Source organism: Kribbella jiaozuonensis, from assembly GCF_005233875.1.
GTDB lineage: Bacteria > Actinomycetota > Actinomycetes > Propionibacteriales > Kribbellaceae > Kribbella > Kribbella jiaozuonensis.
In genome coordinates this window covers 37,136-52,120 of the sequence record NZ_SZPZ01000007.1, presented here as the reverse complement: position 1 = coordinate 52,120, position 14,985 = coordinate 37,136, and the positions used below count along the sequence as shown (strand labels likewise).

The window sequence follows — 14,985 nt, the reverse complement described above, 5'->3', positions numbered from 1 at the left end:
CGCCGGAGCCCTCATTCCCCGAGCAGCAGCCGCAGGTCGTCCCGGAAACGGTCCGGAGCCGCCAGGGGAGCGAGGAACTCGTGCTCGACCTCCAGCCGGACCCGTTCCGCCTCATCAAAGGTTGACTGACCCAGCGACGTCAGTACGACGACGTTCCGCCGCCGGTCCTCCGGGCTGCGCCGGCGCTCGACGAACCCGCGCTCCTCCAGCCCGTCGAGCAGATCGCCGATCGACGTGCGGTCCACCCGCAGCCGGGCCGCGACCTCGAGCTGGGAGAGCGGCTCGCCGGCGACGATCGCGGACAGCACCGCCAGGTCGCGGCCGTTCAGACCGTGCGGAGCCAGCGCCTTGGTCTGAGCCTCGGTGAGCTCCGCCAGGACGTGTTTCAGCAGATACCCGAGCCGATCAGACATGCCACCCAATCTACCGCCACGCTGATCGTCAGTAGTCCTGATCATCAGTTATCCTGACGATTATGCAACCGACCTTCGGTCTGAAGACCACCCCGATGCATGTCCCGTACGCCGATATCCGCCGCGTCTGGCTCGAAGCCGACGAAACCCCGCAGATCCGCGACGCCTGGCTGTGGGACCACTTCCTCCCACTCGCCGGCCCGAAGAACGGCGACGTCCTCGAGGGCTGGACCCTGCTCACCGCGCTCGCCGCGCAGACCACCCGGCTCCGCCTCGGCCTGCTCGTCACCAGCAACCGGATCCGCCCGCCGGCCGTCCTCGGCAAGATCGCCAGCACGCTCGACGTCATCTCCGACGGCCGGCTGATCATGGGCCTCGGCGCGGGAGGCACCCTCCAGCCGACCGGCCCGAACCCGGCGATCGAGGAGTACGCCGCGTACGGCCTCACGCTCGTCCCGCCGGGGGAGGGCGTCGATCGGCTCCGCGAGACCATCGAGATCCTGCGCCGGATGTGGACCGAGGACGAGTTCGACTTCCACGGCAAACACTTCACGCTCGAGCGCAACCGCAACGCGCCCAAGCCGCTCCAGCCCGACGGACCGCCGCTCCTGATCGGCGGCTGGGGCAACCGGATGCTCCGGCTCATCGCGGAGTACGCCGACATCTGGAACATCAGCGGGCCGCCGCACACCGACTTCGACACCCTCGCCGACCGGGTACGCCGGCTGGACGCGGAATGCGCCCGGATCGGACGGAATCCCGCCACGCTCAGCCGCTCCCTGCAGCAGATCGTCTCGTACGACGACCCCGCCGAAACACGCGCGATCGTCCAACGAGCCGTCGACCTGGGCTTCGACCACATCGTGCTGTCGCTGCCGCGCCCGTACCCGGATCACGCCGTGCGCTGGCTGGTCCGGGAAATCATCGACCCTTTCCACTGAGCTCGAATGGTTCGGTGATTTTTTCACCCGGACCACCAAGTTGTGTGTCAGTATCAAACACAGGACGATCCGCCCCGGTCGTCCAGTGAGGAGCTGACATGACCCCCACGACGAAGTTCAAGGCCGCGCTCTGCGGTCTCGCCCTCATCGCAGCCGCCGCCCTCCCGCTGTCCCCGGCGACCGCGCAGCCCACCGCCCCCGTCGATGCAGCCCATGCAGCCGCGGTCAAACCGGTGCCGAAGCTCGGGTTCTCGACGCAGACCGTCAGAACGCTGAACATCGACTTCCAGTACCAGCAGACCGGCTACTGGTGCGGCCCGGCCGCGACCCGGATCGCACTCTCGGCCCGGATCTCGCCGCCGAGCCAGCAGCAGTTGGCCAACGAGCTGCCGACCACGACCAACGGAACCGACTGGATCGGCCAGGTCACCCGGGTGCTCAACAACCACGTCGGCACCGGCTGGTACGAGACGAAGGAGATGCCCAACGACCCGCCCACCCAGGCGCAGCGTGACCTGCTCTGGCGGGACGTCGTCCTCGACATCAACAACAACTACCCGATCGTCGCCAACATCGTTGCCCCGGCCAACAACCACCCGCCGGGCTACCCGAACTACACGATCTACCACTACTTCACGGTGATCGGGTACGACGACAGCGACCAGACCGTCCTGATCGCGGACCCGGCCGGGTTCGCGCCGACCGCGACGTACTGGCTGACCTTCAACCAGCTCGCCACGCTCATCCCGCCGAAGGGCTACTCGGCCTGAGACCGGCTCTCGTCACGGCGATACCTTGGTCGCCGTGACGAGAGAGCCGCGGTTGGAGATCGAGTACTGCACGCAGTGCCGGTGGTTGATGCGGGCGGCCTGGACCGCCCAGGAGTTGCTGACCACCTTCCCGCAGGAGCTGGGCGAGGTCGCGCTGGTCCCGGGGACCGGCGGGGTGTTCGACATCAGCCTCGACGGGGAGCTGCTGTGGTCGAGGAAGGCCGAGGGCGGATTCGCCGAGATTCCGCTGCTCAAGCAGATGGTGCGGGACCGGATCGCGCCGGACCGCAAGCTCGGCCACTCCGACCGCAAGCCCGCGGGTGACGCGGGTCATGGGATGTGAATTTGTGAACGGTAGTCCGGGCTTGCGACAATAGGTCGGTTATGACTACCTCCCTTCCCCTTGTGTTCGATGAGCCGCGCCGCGCCAAGAAGCCGCCGCGGCACCTGGCCGACCTCACGGGGGAGGAGCGGCGTACTGCGGTTGCCGCGCTGGGTGAGCCCGCGTTCCGGGCCAAGCAGCTGTCCAACCACTACTTCTCCCGGCTGGTGTCCGACCCGGCCGAGATGACCGACCTGCCGGCCGCGACCCGCGACAAGCTGGTCGCCGACCTGATGCCGCCGCTGCTGACCCGCGTCCGCGACCTCGAATGCGACAACGGGGAGACCCGGAAGACGCTGTGGAAGCTGCTCGACGGCTCGCTGGTCGAGTCCGTCCTGATGCGGTATCCGGGCCGAGCCACGATGTGCGTGTCCTCGCAGGCGGGTTGCGGGATGGCGTGCCCGTTCTGCGCGACCGGCCAGGGTGGACTGACGCGCAACATGTCGACCGCGGAGATCGTCGAGCAGGTCGTCGACGGTGCTCGGGCGCTGGCTCGCGGCGAGATCGCCGGCGGCCCCGGGCGGGTCAGCAATATCGTGTTCATGGGCATGGGCGAGCCGATGGCCAACTACAAGGCCGTGATGGGCGCCGTACGCCGGTTCACCGACCCGTCGCCGGAGGGCCTGGGGATCTCGGCTCGCGGCGTGACGGTGTCGACGGTCGGCCTGGTGCCGCGGATCAACCAGCTCGCGACCGAGGGCATCCCGGTCACGCTCGCGCTGTCGCTGCACGCGCCGGACGACGAGCTGCGCGACGAGCTGGTGCCGATCAACAACCGCTGGAAGGTCGACGAGGTGCTCGACGCGGCCTGGGGGTACGCGCGGCAGACCAAGCGGCGTGTCTCGATCGAGTACGCGATGATCCGCGACATCAACGACCACGCCTGGCGGGCCGACCTGCTCGCGGAGAAGCTCAACGCGCGCGGCGACTGGGGCTGGGTGCACGTCAACCTGATCCCGCTGAACCCGACACCGGGCTCGAAGTGGACCGCCTCCGACCCGGCCGACGAGCGCGAGTTCGTCCGTCGTCTCGAGGCCGCCGGCATCCCCACCACCGTCCGCGACACCCGCGGCCAGGAAATCGACGGCGCCTGCGGCCAGCTCGCCGCGGCCAGCAAGTAGCCGAGGGGATGATCGGTCGGTGAAGATCCTTTCGATTCAGTCGGCGGTTGCTTACGGGCACGTGGGTAACTCGGCAGCTGTGTTCCCGTTGCAGCGCATCGGCGTCGAGGTGCTGCCGGTGTACACGGTGAACTTCTCGAACCACACCGGATACGGCGCGTGGCGTGGGCCGATGATCAGCCCGGACGACGTACGCGAGGTTCTGCTCGGGATCGAGGACCGCGGCGTTCTCCCGCAGATCGACGTGGTGCTCTCGGGCTACCAGGGCGGCGAAGGGATCGCTGACGTGATCCTCGAGGCGGTGGAGCGGGTCAAGGCGGCCAATCCCAACGCCGTGTACTCCTGCGACCCGGTGATGGGGAACGCGAAGTCCGGGTGCTTCGTCGCGCCTGCGATCCCGGTGCTGCTGCGCGACCGGGTGGTTCCGGCGGCCGACATCATCACGCCCAACCAGTTCGAGCTGGGCTTCCTGACCAACACCGAGCCGGACACGCTGGAGTCCACGGTGGCCTCGGTGGAGCTGGTACGCGCGACCGGACCGCGTACGGTGCTCGTCACCAGCGTCGAGCGTCCCGACCGCGAGGACGGCACGATCGAGATGCTGGCCGTCGACGACAGCGGCGCGTGGCTCGTGCAGACGCCGTACATCCCGATGAAGGCGAACGGGTCGGGCGACGTGACGGCAGCGCTCTTCACGGCGCACTACCGCCGTACGGGCGATCTGGCCGAGGCGCTGGCGCGCACGACCTCGAGCGTGTTCGACCTGCTCACACGCACACACGAGTCGGGCGAGCGCGAGCTGCAGCTGGTCGAGTCGCAGGACGCGTACGCCAGCCCGCAGCTGCAGTTCAAGCCGCAGCGCGTCAGCTGACCAGACCGGCGGCCTCGTCGATGGTGTCGACCAGATGGAGCCGCATGTGGCGGCCGGTGGCTAGGGACTGGAGCAGGGGCCAGACCGGGAGCTGCGTGGTCCAGTAGTCGGTGCCGACGAGGATGAGCGGGATCTGGGTGGCTGTGTCGCCGTAATAGTTCGGGGTGGCCGCCTGGAAGACCTCCTGGACCGTGCCGGCCGCACCGGTCAGGTAGATGATGCCGCCGCGCGCCCGGCCGAGCAGGACGTCCTCGCGCTGGGCGTTCGAGAAGTACTTCGCGATCGCGCCGGCGAACACGTTCGGCGGCTCGTGGCCGTAGAACCAGGTCGGGATCGACACGCCGCCATCACCGGGGTACTGCGAGCGCACGGCGAGGCCCGTGGACGCCCACGCGCCGATCGACGGCCGGAACGACGGTACGGCGGCCAGCTGGTCCAGAGCCGCGTCGACAGCGGCATCGTCGTACGCCGCCAGCGATGCGCCGAGGTTGGCGGCTTCCATCGCTCCCGGACCGCCCCCGGTGACGACCATCCGGCCCTCGCGTGAGAGCGTCCGGCCGAGCAGTACGGCGGAGCGGTAGTCGGCGCTGCCCCGCAGTACGCCGTGGCCGCCCATCACGCCGACCCAGGGCTTGTCCGCGGGGAGCTCCGTCAGGGCATCCGCGATGGCGTGGTCGTGAAGGGCCGCGGCCAGGGTGCGGCTGGTGTCGCCCTTCTCGTCCTGCTGGCGGGACCAGGCGTAGATGCGCGCGTCCGGCGTGGCGTCGTACCCGTGCTCGAGACCGGCGTACAGCTCGTCGGCGTCGTACAGCCGCCCGCGGTACGCGTCGAACGGCAGCTCCGGGATCGCCGGGAACACCAGCCCGCCGCCGTCGCGGACCCACGCGTCCGCCTTCTCCTCCAGCACGCACCCGAGGAACAGCGACCCCATCGGCTTCAGCCCGACGATCTCCGCCGTACGGCGGGTCAGATCCACCGACTGCACCCGCCAGCCCGCCATCGCGGTAGCCCCCGCGGCCAGCAGCCGGTCGAAGTGTTCCAGGGACTCGATATCCACATGCGGGATGCTCGGCATTGTCACGGAGAGCACCCTAACCGCGATAGACGTGCACTATCAGGTGAGGTAAAGGTTGGACATGACACATGCGGAGCTCTGGGAGCGTCACAAGGCCGTCATGCCGGCTTGGCTCGCGTTGTACTACGAGGAGCCGATCGAGATCGTCTCCGGATCCGGGCGGCGGGTGACGGACGGTGAGGGCAACACGTACCTCGACTTCTTCGCCGGCATCCTGACCAACGCGATCGGGTACGACATCGCGGAGATCTCGGACGCGGTGCGTGAGCAGCTCGGCACCGGGGTCGCGCACACCTCGACGGTGTATCTGATCCGGAAGCAGATCGAGCTGGCCGAGCAGATCGCCGAGCTCTCCGGGATCCCGGACGCGAAGGTGTTCTTCGCGAACTCCGGCACCGAGGCGAACGAGACGGCCCTCCTGCTCGCCACCCAGAACCGCCGCTCCAACCAGGTCCTGGCGATGCGGAACTCATACCACGGCCGCGCGTTCGGCACGGTCGCGATCACCGGTAACCGCGGCTGGTCCCCGAGCAGCCTGTCGCCGGTGAACGTGCAGTACGTCCAGGGCGCCTACCGGTACCGCAGCCCGTTCCGCGACCTGTCGGACGCCGACTACATCAAGGTCTGCGTCGACGACCTGCGCAACGTTATCGAGACCACGACCTCCGGTGACGTCGCCTGCCTGATCGCCGAGCCGATCCAGGGCGTCGGCGGGTTCTCGTCGCCCCCCGACGGGCTGTACGCCGCCTTCAAGGAGGTCCTCGACGAGTACGGGATCCTGTTCATCTCCGACGAGGTGCAGACAGGCTGGGGCCGGACCGGTGACCACTTCTGGGGCATCCAGTCGCACGACGTCGTACCGGATGCGATGACGTTCGCGAAGGGGCTCGGCAACGGGTTCGCCATCGGTGGGGTCGTCGCAAAGGCTGAGTTGATGGACAGCGTGAAGGCGAACTCGCTGTCCACGTTCGGCGGCAACCCGATCTCGACCAGCGCGGCGAAGGCAACGATCGACTACCTGCTCGACAAGGACCTCCAGGCGAACGCGGCCAAGCGCGGCGCACAGCTGGTCGACGGCCTGCGCGGGATCTCCGACGAGTTCCCGGAGCTCGGCGACGTCCGCGGCAAGGGCCTGATGCTCGCCGCCGAGCTCGTCAAGCCGGACGACAACAGCCCCGACGCCGCCAGCACCGCCAAACTCCAGCAGGAGACCAAGAACCGCGGCCTCCTGGTCGGCAAGGGCGGCCTCTACGGCAACGTCCTCCGGATGGCGCCCCCGATGACGCTGACCGAGGAAGAAGCCGCAGAAGCCCTCGAGATCATCCGCGACTCCTTCAACACCTTGCGCTGAGCAACGAGCGGTCCCTCCACAACGGAGGGACCGCTCGTCAGCTGGTCGGTTTCGATGAAGTTGCTTCAGTTGTTGGGGTCCGGTGTGTCTGCGACCGCGGTGAGGCCGGCGGTCTGGTCGACCGGGTCGGCGGTCAGGGGGCCGCCGGCGGAGCGGCCGCGGCGGCGCATGAGCGACTCGACGCGCTGTGCGACGACGGTCAGCAGGTAGTTGATCACGATGAAGATGACCGCGATCACGATGAACGAGGGCACCAGGTTCGACTTGTAGTTGCCGATCTGCTCCGCCTTACGGAGGAGTTCCTCGTAGGTGATGATGTAGCCCAGCGCGGTGTCCTTCAGGATCACGACCAGCTGGCCGACGATCGCCGGCAGCATCGCGGTGATTGCCTGCGGCAACAGGACGAGGCGCATCGACTTGCCGCTGGTGAGACCGATCGCCATTGCGGCCTCGCTCTGCCCCTTCGGCAGCGAGTGGACCCCGGAGCGGACCAGCTCGGCCACGACGGAGCCGTTGTAGAGCGTGAGCCCGGTGACGACCGCCGCCAGCGCATAACGCTCCGGCGGGAAGAGCTCGTACTTGGCGTACAGGGCGTACGTGAACAGCATCATCAGCAGCACCGGCACGGCGCGGAAGAACTCCACGATCACTCCGCACGGCCACCGCACCCATGCCTGGGTCGAGAGCCGCCCGACACCGAGGAGGACGCCGACGGCCATCGCGAACACCACCGAGATCGCGGCGGCCAGCAGTGTTCCGCCCAGGCCCGGCAGGATGTACTGGGTCCAGATCTCGGCGGTCAGGAACGGCTTCCACTTGGCCGCCGCCAGCTGGCCCTTCTCGTTGAGCTTGTCCAGCACGAACCACAGCGCGAGCAGGATCGCCACGACGGCGACGACGCCGACGCCGAAGTACAGCCGCTTGGCCCGCGGTCCCGGCGCGTCGAACAGTACGGTGCCGCTCATCGCTTCACCGCCAGCCGCTTCGACATCGACGTGAACAGCACGCCGACCGGCAGCGTCAGGATCACGAACCCGAGCGCGAAGATCCCGAACACCACGAAGATGACGTCGGGCCGGTTCTCCATCATCACCTTCATCACGGCGGACGCCTCGGTCACGCCGATCACGGAGGCGACGGTCGAGTTCTTGGTCAGCGCGATCAGCACGTTGCCCAGCGGCGCGATCGCGCCGCGGAACGCCTGCGGCAGGACGACGTACCGCAGGGTCTTCAGGAACGGGAGGCCGATCGCGCGCGCCGCCTCGGCCTGACCGAGCGGGACGGTGTTCACACCGCTGCGGATCGCCTCGGCGACGAACGACGCGTGGTACACCGACAGGCCGAGTACGGCGAGCCGGAAGTTGTTGTCGTTGATGAAGGTGTGCGAGTCCTTGTTCGCCAGCGCGAGACCGAGCTGCACGAACAGCCCGAGGTTGCAGAACACGATCACCAGGGTCAGCGGCGTGTTCCGGATGATGTTCACGTACGCGGTGCCGAGGATCTGCAGTACCCGGATCGGGGACACCCGCATGACCGCGACCACGGTGCCGATCACCAGTGCCAGCAGCGCCGACAGCAGTGTCAGGTAGATGGTCGTCCGGAACGCTTGCAGACCGTCGTACTCGGAGAAGAACTCCGATATCACGTCCATATTTCTCCTGCTGGGAACGAGGTGGAGACCGAGCCGCTGCAGACCGCCGGGGAGGAACCGCGAACGGCTCCTCCCCGGCAGCGCGTCGGATCAGGCGCAGGCGTCGAAGGTCTTCGGCGGGTTCGTCGCCGGGTCGAGCTTCAGCCCGGACGCCCCGAGGTTCTTGTCGAAGGCCTTCTGCCACTCGCCGGAGTCGACCATCTTCTTCAGCGCGTCGTTGACCTTGGTGCAGGTCTCGGTGTCGCCCTTCTTCAGGCCGACGCCGTAGCGCTCGGTCGAGAAGGTCTTGCCGACCACCTTGAACTTGCCCTTGTTGGCTTCCTGCGACGCGTAGCCGGCCAGGATCGTGTTGTCCGTGGTGAGCGCGTCGATCGAGCCGGTGCCCAGTGCCTCGACGCACTTGGAGTACGTGTCGTAGTTCTGCAGCTGGACGGTGTCGGCGAACTTGTCCTTGACCTTCTGCGCCGACGTGGAGCCGGTCACCGAACACAGCTTCTTGCCGTTCAGCGAGTCCGGTCCGGTGATGTCGGTGTTGTCGGCCTTGACCAGCAGGTCCTGCCCGGCGGTCAGGTACGGACCGGCGAAGGCCACCTTCTCCTTGCGGGCGTCGGTGATCGAGTAGCTCGCGAAGATCATCTTGACCTGGCCGTTGGCCAGCAGGGTCTCGCGCTGGGCGGACGGGGCTTCCTTGAAGGTGATGTCGCCGTAGCCGAGTTCCTTGGCGACGTACTTGGCCACGTCGACGTCCATACCGGTGTAGTTCGCGCCCTCCTTGAGCCCGATACCCGGCTGGTCGTACTTGATGCCGATGGTCACCTTCTCGCCACTGCCGCCGGAAGCTGAGCCTGAGCCTGAGTCGTCGCCGCAGGCGGTCAGTCCGGTCGCGGCCAGGCCCACGATGCCGAGGGCAGCGATCAGTCGCTGTCGCATTGTCTTTTCCTCCGTTGGTTCGGTACTACGCTGGGGACGCCCCGCAGACGGTTCAGTGCGTCAGGATCTTCGAGAGGAAGTCCTGTGCCCGCTTCGTCTGCGGATCGGTGAAGAACTTCTCCGGCTCGGCCTCTTCGACGATCTGCCCGTCGGCCATGAAGACGACGCGGTTCGCCGCGCGCCGGGCGAAGCCCATCTCGTGGGTGACGACGATCATCGTCATGCTCTGACCGGCGAGGTCGACCATGACGTCGAGGACCTCTTTGATCATCTCCGGGTCCAGCGCCGACGTGGGCTCGTCGAACAGCATCACCTTGGGATCCATCGCGAGCGCGCGGGCGATCGCGACGCGCTGCTGCTGACCGCCGGACAACTGGGCCGGGTACTTCTCCGCCTGGGCGGCGACGCCGACCCGGTCCAGCAGGGCGCGGGCATCCTCCTCCGCCTCGCCCCTGGACTTGCCGCGGACCTTGGTCGGGCCGAGGGTGACGTTCTGCAGGATCGTCTTGTGCGCGAACAGGTTGAACGACTGGAACACCATGCCGACGTCGGCGCGCAGCCGGGCCAGGGCCTTGCCCTCGCTGGGCAGCGGTTGCCCGTCCAGCAGGATCTCGCCCGCATCGATCGGTTCCAGCCGGTTGATCGCGCGGCAGAGCGTTGATTTTCCGGACCCGGACGGGCCGATCACGACGACGACCTCGCCCTTGGCGATGGACAGGTTGATGTCCTTCAGAACGTGCAGTTCGCCGAAGTGTTTGTTGACACCGGACAGAGACACCAGCCCGGTTTTCGTCAGAGTGCCGGAATCGCTCATGGCCAGAACCTACTGGAGCCAGGGGTGCGGTCGCAGGCCCGGGTGGTACCCCCTTGGTAACGATCTGCAATAAACCGCCGCTGACCGTAGCCGCGCGATCACGGAAAGCGGGCGATTGTTCGTTTGTGAGCGACCCGCCCGCTCAGGTGACGATTCCGTACTCGCGGATCTTCCGGTAGATCGTCGCGCGTGACATTCCCAACGCGGCCGCGGCGGCCTTCTTGTCCCCGTCGTACGTCGACAGCGCGTCGACGATCGCGTCCCGCTCGAGCGCCTCGATCGGGGTCAGCTGCCGACGCGTCGTCGCCCGGCACTCGGGTGGCAGGTCAGCGAGCTCGACCACCCCGGACCGTCGTCGCCTCGCGACTGCGGTGAGGACCGCGCGCAGGTGTGTGATGTTCCCTGCCCACGGCAACCGCATGAGCTGGTTCATTGTGGCGGTGGAGAAGGTGAGGCCGCTGATGCCGGCTTTCGCCAGCAGCGACCGGACCAGCGCCGGAACGTCCTCGACGTGATGCCGCAGCGGCGGCACCTCGATGGTGCGCGGGAAGAACGCCAGCAGCTCGTCGGCGATCTCGGACCGGTCGGCCGGCAACGTGAGCGCGACCCACGCGTCCCCGGCGATCGCGCCGTCGCGGACGTTCTGCAGCAACTCGGTGAGCCCGTCGAGGACCTCGCCGGTCAGCAGGTGCGCCCGCCGGATGATCAGGTCGGCGCCGGAATCCAGCTCGGCGCGCGCCTCGGTCAGCAGGTCCTCACCCATCGCCTCGGGATCGAGTACGACGAGCCGACGCTCGGGCGCGACATGTCGCCGTACCGCACGGAGCATGGACAGCTTGCCCGTGCCCGCTTCGCCGTCGGCGATCAGCCACTCGGATCGGCCGCACGCCTCCAGCAGCTCCTGGGTGACGTGCTGCCAGACCGCGCTTGTCCCGGTCGTGCCTGGAATCAAAGGTGCACGGGCAACCTGGGGACTGCGGACCGGCGCGCGTTGTTCCTTGATCTGGATGACGCCGCCAGCCAGGGTGTCGCCGACGAACGTAGGCCGATACGCCAACCGTGCAGTCGTCCCGCTGGGTAGATCGGTAATGAATACAAGCGGTTTGGTCCCGCCGCGCGCGTCCCGGGTGCGGTCGATCAGCGCCGCCTGGTCGATGGCGTCGAACCGTGCCTGCGCGTAGGCGTTCATCATGAATACCTCGTCGCCGAGCGCGAGTACCGGACCGCCACTGTGCCGGCAGGCCGCGTAATAGTCGCTCAGCAGTGCGTGGTCCAGCGCGTTCGCTTCCTCGACGACGCGCTCGTGGATCCGCCGGGCGGCGAGTTTCGCGAACGACAGCAGGATCGTGTTCGAGTTCTTTGCCTGCGTCGTGATGTCGAGTACGCCGAGCAGCCCGCCCGTGACGGGATGGGTGATCGTCGCGCCGGCGCACGAGAACATCCGCAGCTTCCCGTTGTAATGCTCGGCCCCGTCGATCTGGATCGGTCCGCCCACTTCGAGCGCCGTACCGATCCCGTTGGTGCCGACCGCGGACTCGGCGTACTGGAATCCGGGGGCGAGGTCGACGGAGTCCAGTCGGCGGAGCAGCGACGGATCGCCGCCGCGACGGTCGAGGACGACGCCCTTGGCATCGGTCAGGATGATGCAGACCGGCTCGTTGTGGAGCTCGGACGACAGGGCATCGATGACCGGGCGGGCCGCCCGCATCAGGGTGGTCTCGCGGTCGATCCGGTCGAAGTACTTCGGGGCGGGGCGGTCGACGTCGACCCGCGACGCCTGTGAGCGCTCCCACGACACCCGGATCGGATCCCGGACCGGCTGTGCAGCGCCCATAGCGGTCTCCTTCACGTCCGTCACCAGCGGAACTGCGACCTACGGTAGCTCGCCCGGCTGTGACCGCCATCTCACATTGAGACACAGACACGTCCACCAGGCGGCTTTCATCTCCTATCAACCCCGATGATGGAGGCCCACATTGAGCAGGCAGAGTCTCACCAAGGCCCACGCCAAGATCACCGAGCTGTCCTGGGAACCGACGTTCGCGACCCCGGCGACCCGGTTCGGCACCGACTACACCTTCGAGAAGGCGCCGAAGAAGGATCCGCTGAAACAGATCATGCGGTCCTACTTCCCGATGGAGGAGGAGAAGGACAACCGCGTGTACGGCGCCATGGACGGCGCGATCCGCGGCAACATGTTCCGCCAGGTCCAGCAGCGCTGGCTGGAGTGGCAGAAGCTGTTCCTCAGCATCATCCCGTTCCCGGAGATCTCCGCGGCCCGGGCGATGCCGATGGCGATCGACGCCGTACCGAACCCGGAGATCCACAACGGGCTCGCGGTGCAGATGATCGACGAGGTCAGGCACTCGACGATCCAGATGAACCTCAAGCGCCTGTACATGAACAACTACATCGACCCGGCCGGGTTCGACATGACCGAGAAGGCGTTCGCGAACAACTACGCGGGCACCATCGGCCGGCAGTTCGGCGAGGGGTTCATCACCGGTGACGCGATCACCGCCGCGAACATCTACCTCACCGTCGTCGCGGAGACCGCGTTCACCAACACGCTGTTCGTGGCGATGCCGGACGAGGCCGCGGCCAACGGCGACTACCTGTTGCCCACGGTCTTCCACTCGGTCCAGTCCGACGAGTCGCGGCACATCAGCAACGGGTACTCGATCCTGCTGATGGCACTGGCCGACGAGCGCAACCGGCCGCTGCTGGAGCGCGACCTGCGGTACGCGTGGTGGAACAACCACTGTGTCGTGGATGCCGCGATCGGCACGTTCATCGAGTACGGCACGAAGGACCGGCGCAAGGACCGGGAGAGCTATGCGGAGATGTGGCGGCGGTGGATCTACGACGACTACTACCGCAGCTACCTGTTGCCGCTGGAGAAGTACGGCCTCACGATTCCGCACGACCTCGTCGAGGAAGCGTGGAACCGGATCACCAACAAGGGCTACGTGCACGAGGTCGCGCGGTTCTTCGCCACCGGCTGGCCGGTGAACTACTGGCGGATCGACGCGATGACCGACAAGGACTTCGAGTGGTTCGAGGAGAAGTACCCAGGCTGGTACTCGAAGTACGGCAAGTGGTGGGAGAACTACAACCGGCTCGCGTACCCCGGCAAGAACAAGCCGATCGCGTTCGAGGACGTCGGCTACCAGTACCCGCACCGCTGCTGGACCTGCATGGTGCCGTGCCTGATCCGCGAGGACATGGTCACCGAGAAGGTCGACGACCAGTGGCGCACGTACTGCTCGGAGACCTGCTACTGGACCGACGCGGTCGCGTTCCGCGGCGAGTACGACGGCCGGCCGACCCCGAACATGGGTCGCCTGACCGGGTTCCGCGAGTGGGAGACGCTGCACCACAACAAGGACCTGGCCGACATCGTCCAGGACCTCGGGTACGTCCGTGACGACGGCAAGACCCTGATCGGGCAGCCGCACCTGGACCTGGACGACCCGAAGAAGATGTGGACCCTCGACGACGTCCGCGGCAACACGTTCATGAGCCCGAACGTGCTGCTCAACGAGATGTCCGACGCCGAACGCGAGGCCCACGTCGCGGCGTACCGCGCCAACGGCACCGCCAGCTCGGTCGCCTGAGGAGGTCCCGGTGGCCGACAAGCACCGTATCCAGTTCGAACCGGTGGGCATCGAGATGGAGGTCGGCGAGGAGGAGAAGATCCTCGACGCCGCGTTCCGGCAGGGGATCCATCTGATGCACGGCTGCCGGGAAGGGCAGTGCTCGGCGTGCAAGTCGTACCTGCTCGAGGGCGACATCCAGATGGAGCGCTACTCGACGTTCGCCTGCAACGACGCGGAAGTTGCCGAGGGCTACGTGCTGCTCTGCAAGGCGCACGCGTTCAGCGACTGCACGATCGAGCTGCTCAACTACGACGAGGAGGAACTGCTCGGCGGTATCCCGATCCAGACTGTCGACGCCGAGGTGCTGGCGATCGAGCCGGTCACCCGGGACATCGTGTCGCTCCGGCTGAAGACCGCGACGCCGTTCGAGTTCAGGCCGGGGCAGTACGTCGACATCACGATCCCCGGCACCGACGACCACAGGTCGTTCTCGATGGCGACGACGCAGTCGACACCGGACGAGATCGAGTTCCTGATCAAGAAGTACCCGGGCGGCCGGTTCTCCGCCCTCCTCGACGGCGAGCTCGCGGTCGGCGACCAGTTGTCGCTGACCGGGCCGTACGGCTCGTCAACGCTGAAGGACGGCCACGTGCTGCCGGTCGTCTGCGTCGCGGGCGGCGCCGGGATGGCGCCGATCCTGTCGATCCTGCGGCACCTGAAGGAGACCGGCAGCACGCGTCCGGTCCGCTTCTACTACGGCGCGCGTACGGCGGCCGACCTCTTCTACCTGGATGCGATCGCGGAGCTCGGTGCGGACCTCACCGGTTTCGAGTTCATCGCTTGCCTGTCCGAATCGGCTCAGGACTCGGACGGGCTCCAGGTGGAAGAAGGCAACGTCACCGAGATCGTCGAACGGCGCGAGGCGGAGCTGCACCGCAGCGAGGTCTACCTGTGCGGCCCGCCGCCGATGGTCGACGCCGCCTTGACGTTGCTGGAGGCAAGCAACGTGCCGAAGGACCAGGTCTTCTACGACAAGTTCACCAGCCCAGCTACCGATGGAGCCTGAG

The 14,985-nt window shown here is 67.3% G+C and carries 15 protein-coding genes; 8 read left to right on the top strand and 7 right to left on the bottom strand.

Annotated elements, in window-relative coordinates; translation table 11 throughout:
- Positions 1-11 precede the first annotated feature (11 nt).
- A complete protein-coding gene (locus FDA38_RS38730) occupies positions 12-413 on the bottom strand; it encodes a MarR family winged helix-turn-helix transcriptional regulator (RefSeq protein ID WP_137259188.1) in 402 nt (133 codons plus the stop codon).
- A gap of 62 nt (positions 414-475) precedes the next feature.
- Between FDA38_RS38730 and FDA38_RS38725 the strand changes: the two genes are divergently transcribed.
- From FDA38_RS38725 to pdxY, 5 genes are all read left to right on the top strand, one after another.
- Entirely contained in the window at positions 476-1,354 is an 879-nt protein-coding gene (locus FDA38_RS38725; RefSeq protein WP_202878036.1) for an LLM class flavin-dependent oxidoreductase, read from the top strand.
- Positions 1,355-1,452: 98 nt separating this feature from the next.
- Positions 1,453-2,124: a C39 family peptidase gene (locus FDA38_RS38720; protein ID WP_137259186.1), complete on the top strand. Its 672-nt coding sequence runs from the start codon at positions 1,453-1,455 to the stop codon at positions 2,122-2,124.
- A 34-nt stretch (positions 2,125-2,158) separates the two neighbouring features.
- Complete coding sequence (locus FDA38_RS38715) at positions 2,159-2,467, top strand: SelT/SelW/SelH family protein (RefSeq protein ID WP_202878035.1); 309 nt, start codon at positions 2,159-2,161, stop codon at positions 2,465-2,467.
- Between the two features lie 41 nt (positions 2,468-2,508).
- The gene (gene rlmN / locus FDA38_RS38710) at positions 2,509-3,627 is read left to right on the top strand and encodes a 23S rRNA (adenine(2503)-C(2))-methyltransferase RlmN (protein ID WP_134111626.1); all 1,119 of its coding nucleotides are present in this window, start codon (positions 2,509-2,511) and stop codon (positions 3,625-3,627) included.
- A gap of 19 nt (positions 3,628-3,646) precedes the next feature.
- Positions 3,647-4,498 carry a pyridoxal kinase PdxY gene (gene pdxY / locus FDA38_RS38705; RefSeq protein ID WP_137259184.1) on the top strand — a complete coding sequence of 284 codons (852 nt, stop codon included), beginning with the start codon at positions 3,647-3,649 and terminating at the stop codon, positions 4,496-4,498.
- Here the strand turns inward: pdxY and FDA38_RS38700 are convergent.
- Entirely contained in the window at positions 4,491-5,573 is a 1,083-nt protein-coding gene (locus tag FDA38_RS38700; RefSeq protein WP_137259618.1) for an LOG family protein, read from the bottom strand. The genes pdxY and FDA38_RS38700 overlap by 8 nt on opposite strands.
- Before the next feature lie 61 nt (positions 5,574-5,634).
- Here FDA38_RS38700 and FDA38_RS38695 point away from each other — a divergent pair, with 61 nt between their 5' ends.
- Complete coding sequence (locus tag FDA38_RS38695; protein ID WP_137259183.1) at positions 5,635-6,924, top strand: aspartate aminotransferase family protein; 1,290 nt, start codon at positions 5,635-5,637, stop codon at positions 6,922-6,924.
- Positions 6,925-6,989: 65 nt separating this feature from the next.
- Here the strand turns inward: FDA38_RS38695 and FDA38_RS38690 are convergent, their stop codons facing one another.
- From FDA38_RS38690 to FDA38_RS38670, 5 genes are all read right to left on the bottom strand, one after another.
- Complete coding sequence (locus FDA38_RS38690) at positions 6,990-7,889, bottom strand: amino acid ABC transporter permease (protein WP_137259182.1); 900 nt, start codon at positions 7,887-7,889, stop codon at positions 6,990-6,992.
- Positions 7,886-8,575, bottom strand: coding sequence for an amino acid ABC transporter permease (locus FDA38_RS38685; RefSeq protein ID WP_137259181.1), 690 nt, complete (start codon positions 8,573-8,575; stop codon positions 7,886-7,888). The genes FDA38_RS38690 and FDA38_RS38685 overlap by 4 nt, the downstream gene beginning before the upstream one ends.
- Positions 8,576-8,665: 90 nt before the next feature.
- Entirely contained in the window at positions 8,666-9,505 is an 840-nt protein-coding gene (locus FDA38_RS38680; RefSeq protein WP_137259180.1) for a glutamate ABC transporter substrate-binding protein, read from the bottom strand.
- 52 nt (positions 9,506-9,557) lie between these two features.
- Positions 9,558-10,286 carry an amino acid ABC transporter ATP-binding protein gene (locus FDA38_RS38675; protein WP_233715230.1) on the bottom strand — a complete coding sequence of 243 codons (729 nt, stop codon included), beginning with the start codon at positions 10,284-10,286 and terminating at the stop codon, positions 9,558-9,560.
- 175 nt (positions 10,287-10,461) lie between these two features.
- A complete protein-coding gene (locus FDA38_RS38670) occupies positions 10,462-12,153 on the bottom strand; it encodes a sigma-54-dependent Fis family transcriptional regulator (protein ID WP_137259178.1) in 1,692 nt (563 codons plus the stop codon).
- Positions 12,154-12,295: 142 nt separating this feature from the next.
- On the opposite strand from FDA38_RS38670, the gene FDA38_RS38665 reads away from it, so the two are divergent.
- The gene (locus FDA38_RS38665) at positions 12,296-13,936 is read left to right on the top strand and encodes a ferritin family protein (RefSeq protein ID WP_137259177.1); all 1,641 of its coding nucleotides are present in this window, start codon (positions 12,296-12,298) and stop codon (positions 13,934-13,936) included.
- Positions 13,937-13,946: 10 nt separating this feature from the next.
- The gene (locus FDA38_RS38660) at positions 13,947-14,984 is read left to right on the top strand and encodes an FAD-binding oxidoreductase (RefSeq protein ID WP_137259176.1); all 1,038 of its coding nucleotides are present in this window, start codon (positions 13,947-13,949) and stop codon (positions 14,982-14,984) included.
- Position 14,985: the final 1 nt, after the last annotated feature.

Bases quoted from the DNA above. Each gene is read 5' to 3' on its own strand.
- FDA38_RS38730 (WP_137259188.1), bottom strand. From the start codon at position 413: ATGTCTGATCGGCTCGGGTATCTGCTGAAACACGTCCTGGCGGAGCTC.
- FDA38_RS38725 (WP_202878036.1), top strand. From the start codon at position 476: ATGCAACCGACCTTCGGTCTGAAGACCACCCCGATGCATGTCCCGTAC.
- FDA38_RS38720 (WP_137259186.1), top strand. From the start codon at position 1,453: ATGACCCCCACGACGAAGTTCAAGGCCGCGCTCTGCGGTCTCGCCCTC.
- rlmN (WP_134111626.1), top strand. From the start codon at position 2,509: ATGACTACCTCCCTTCCCCTTGTGTTCGATGAGCCGCGCCGCGCCAAG.
- FDA38_RS38700 (WP_137259618.1), bottom strand. From the start codon at position 5,573: ATGCCGAGCATCCCGCATGTGGATATCGAGTCCCTGGAACACTTCGAC.
- FDA38_RS38695 (WP_137259183.1), top strand. From the start codon at position 5,635: ATGACACATGCGGAGCTCTGGGAGCGTCACAAGGCCGTCATGCCGGCT.
- FDA38_RS38690 (WP_137259182.1), bottom strand. From the start codon at position 7,889: ATGAGCGGCACCGTACTGTTCGACGCGCCGGGACCGCGGGCCAAGCGG.
- FDA38_RS38685 (WP_137259181.1), bottom strand. From the start codon at position 8,575: ATGGACGTGATATCGGAGTTCTTCTCCGAGTACGACGGTCTGCAAGCG.
- FDA38_RS38680 (WP_137259180.1), bottom strand. From the start codon at position 9,505: ATGCGACAGCGACTGATCGCTGCCCTCGGCATCGTGGGCCTGGCCGCG.
- FDA38_RS38670 (WP_137259178.1), bottom strand. From the start codon at position 12,153: ATGGGCGCTGCACAGCCGGTCCGGGATCCGATCCGGGTGTCGTGGGAG.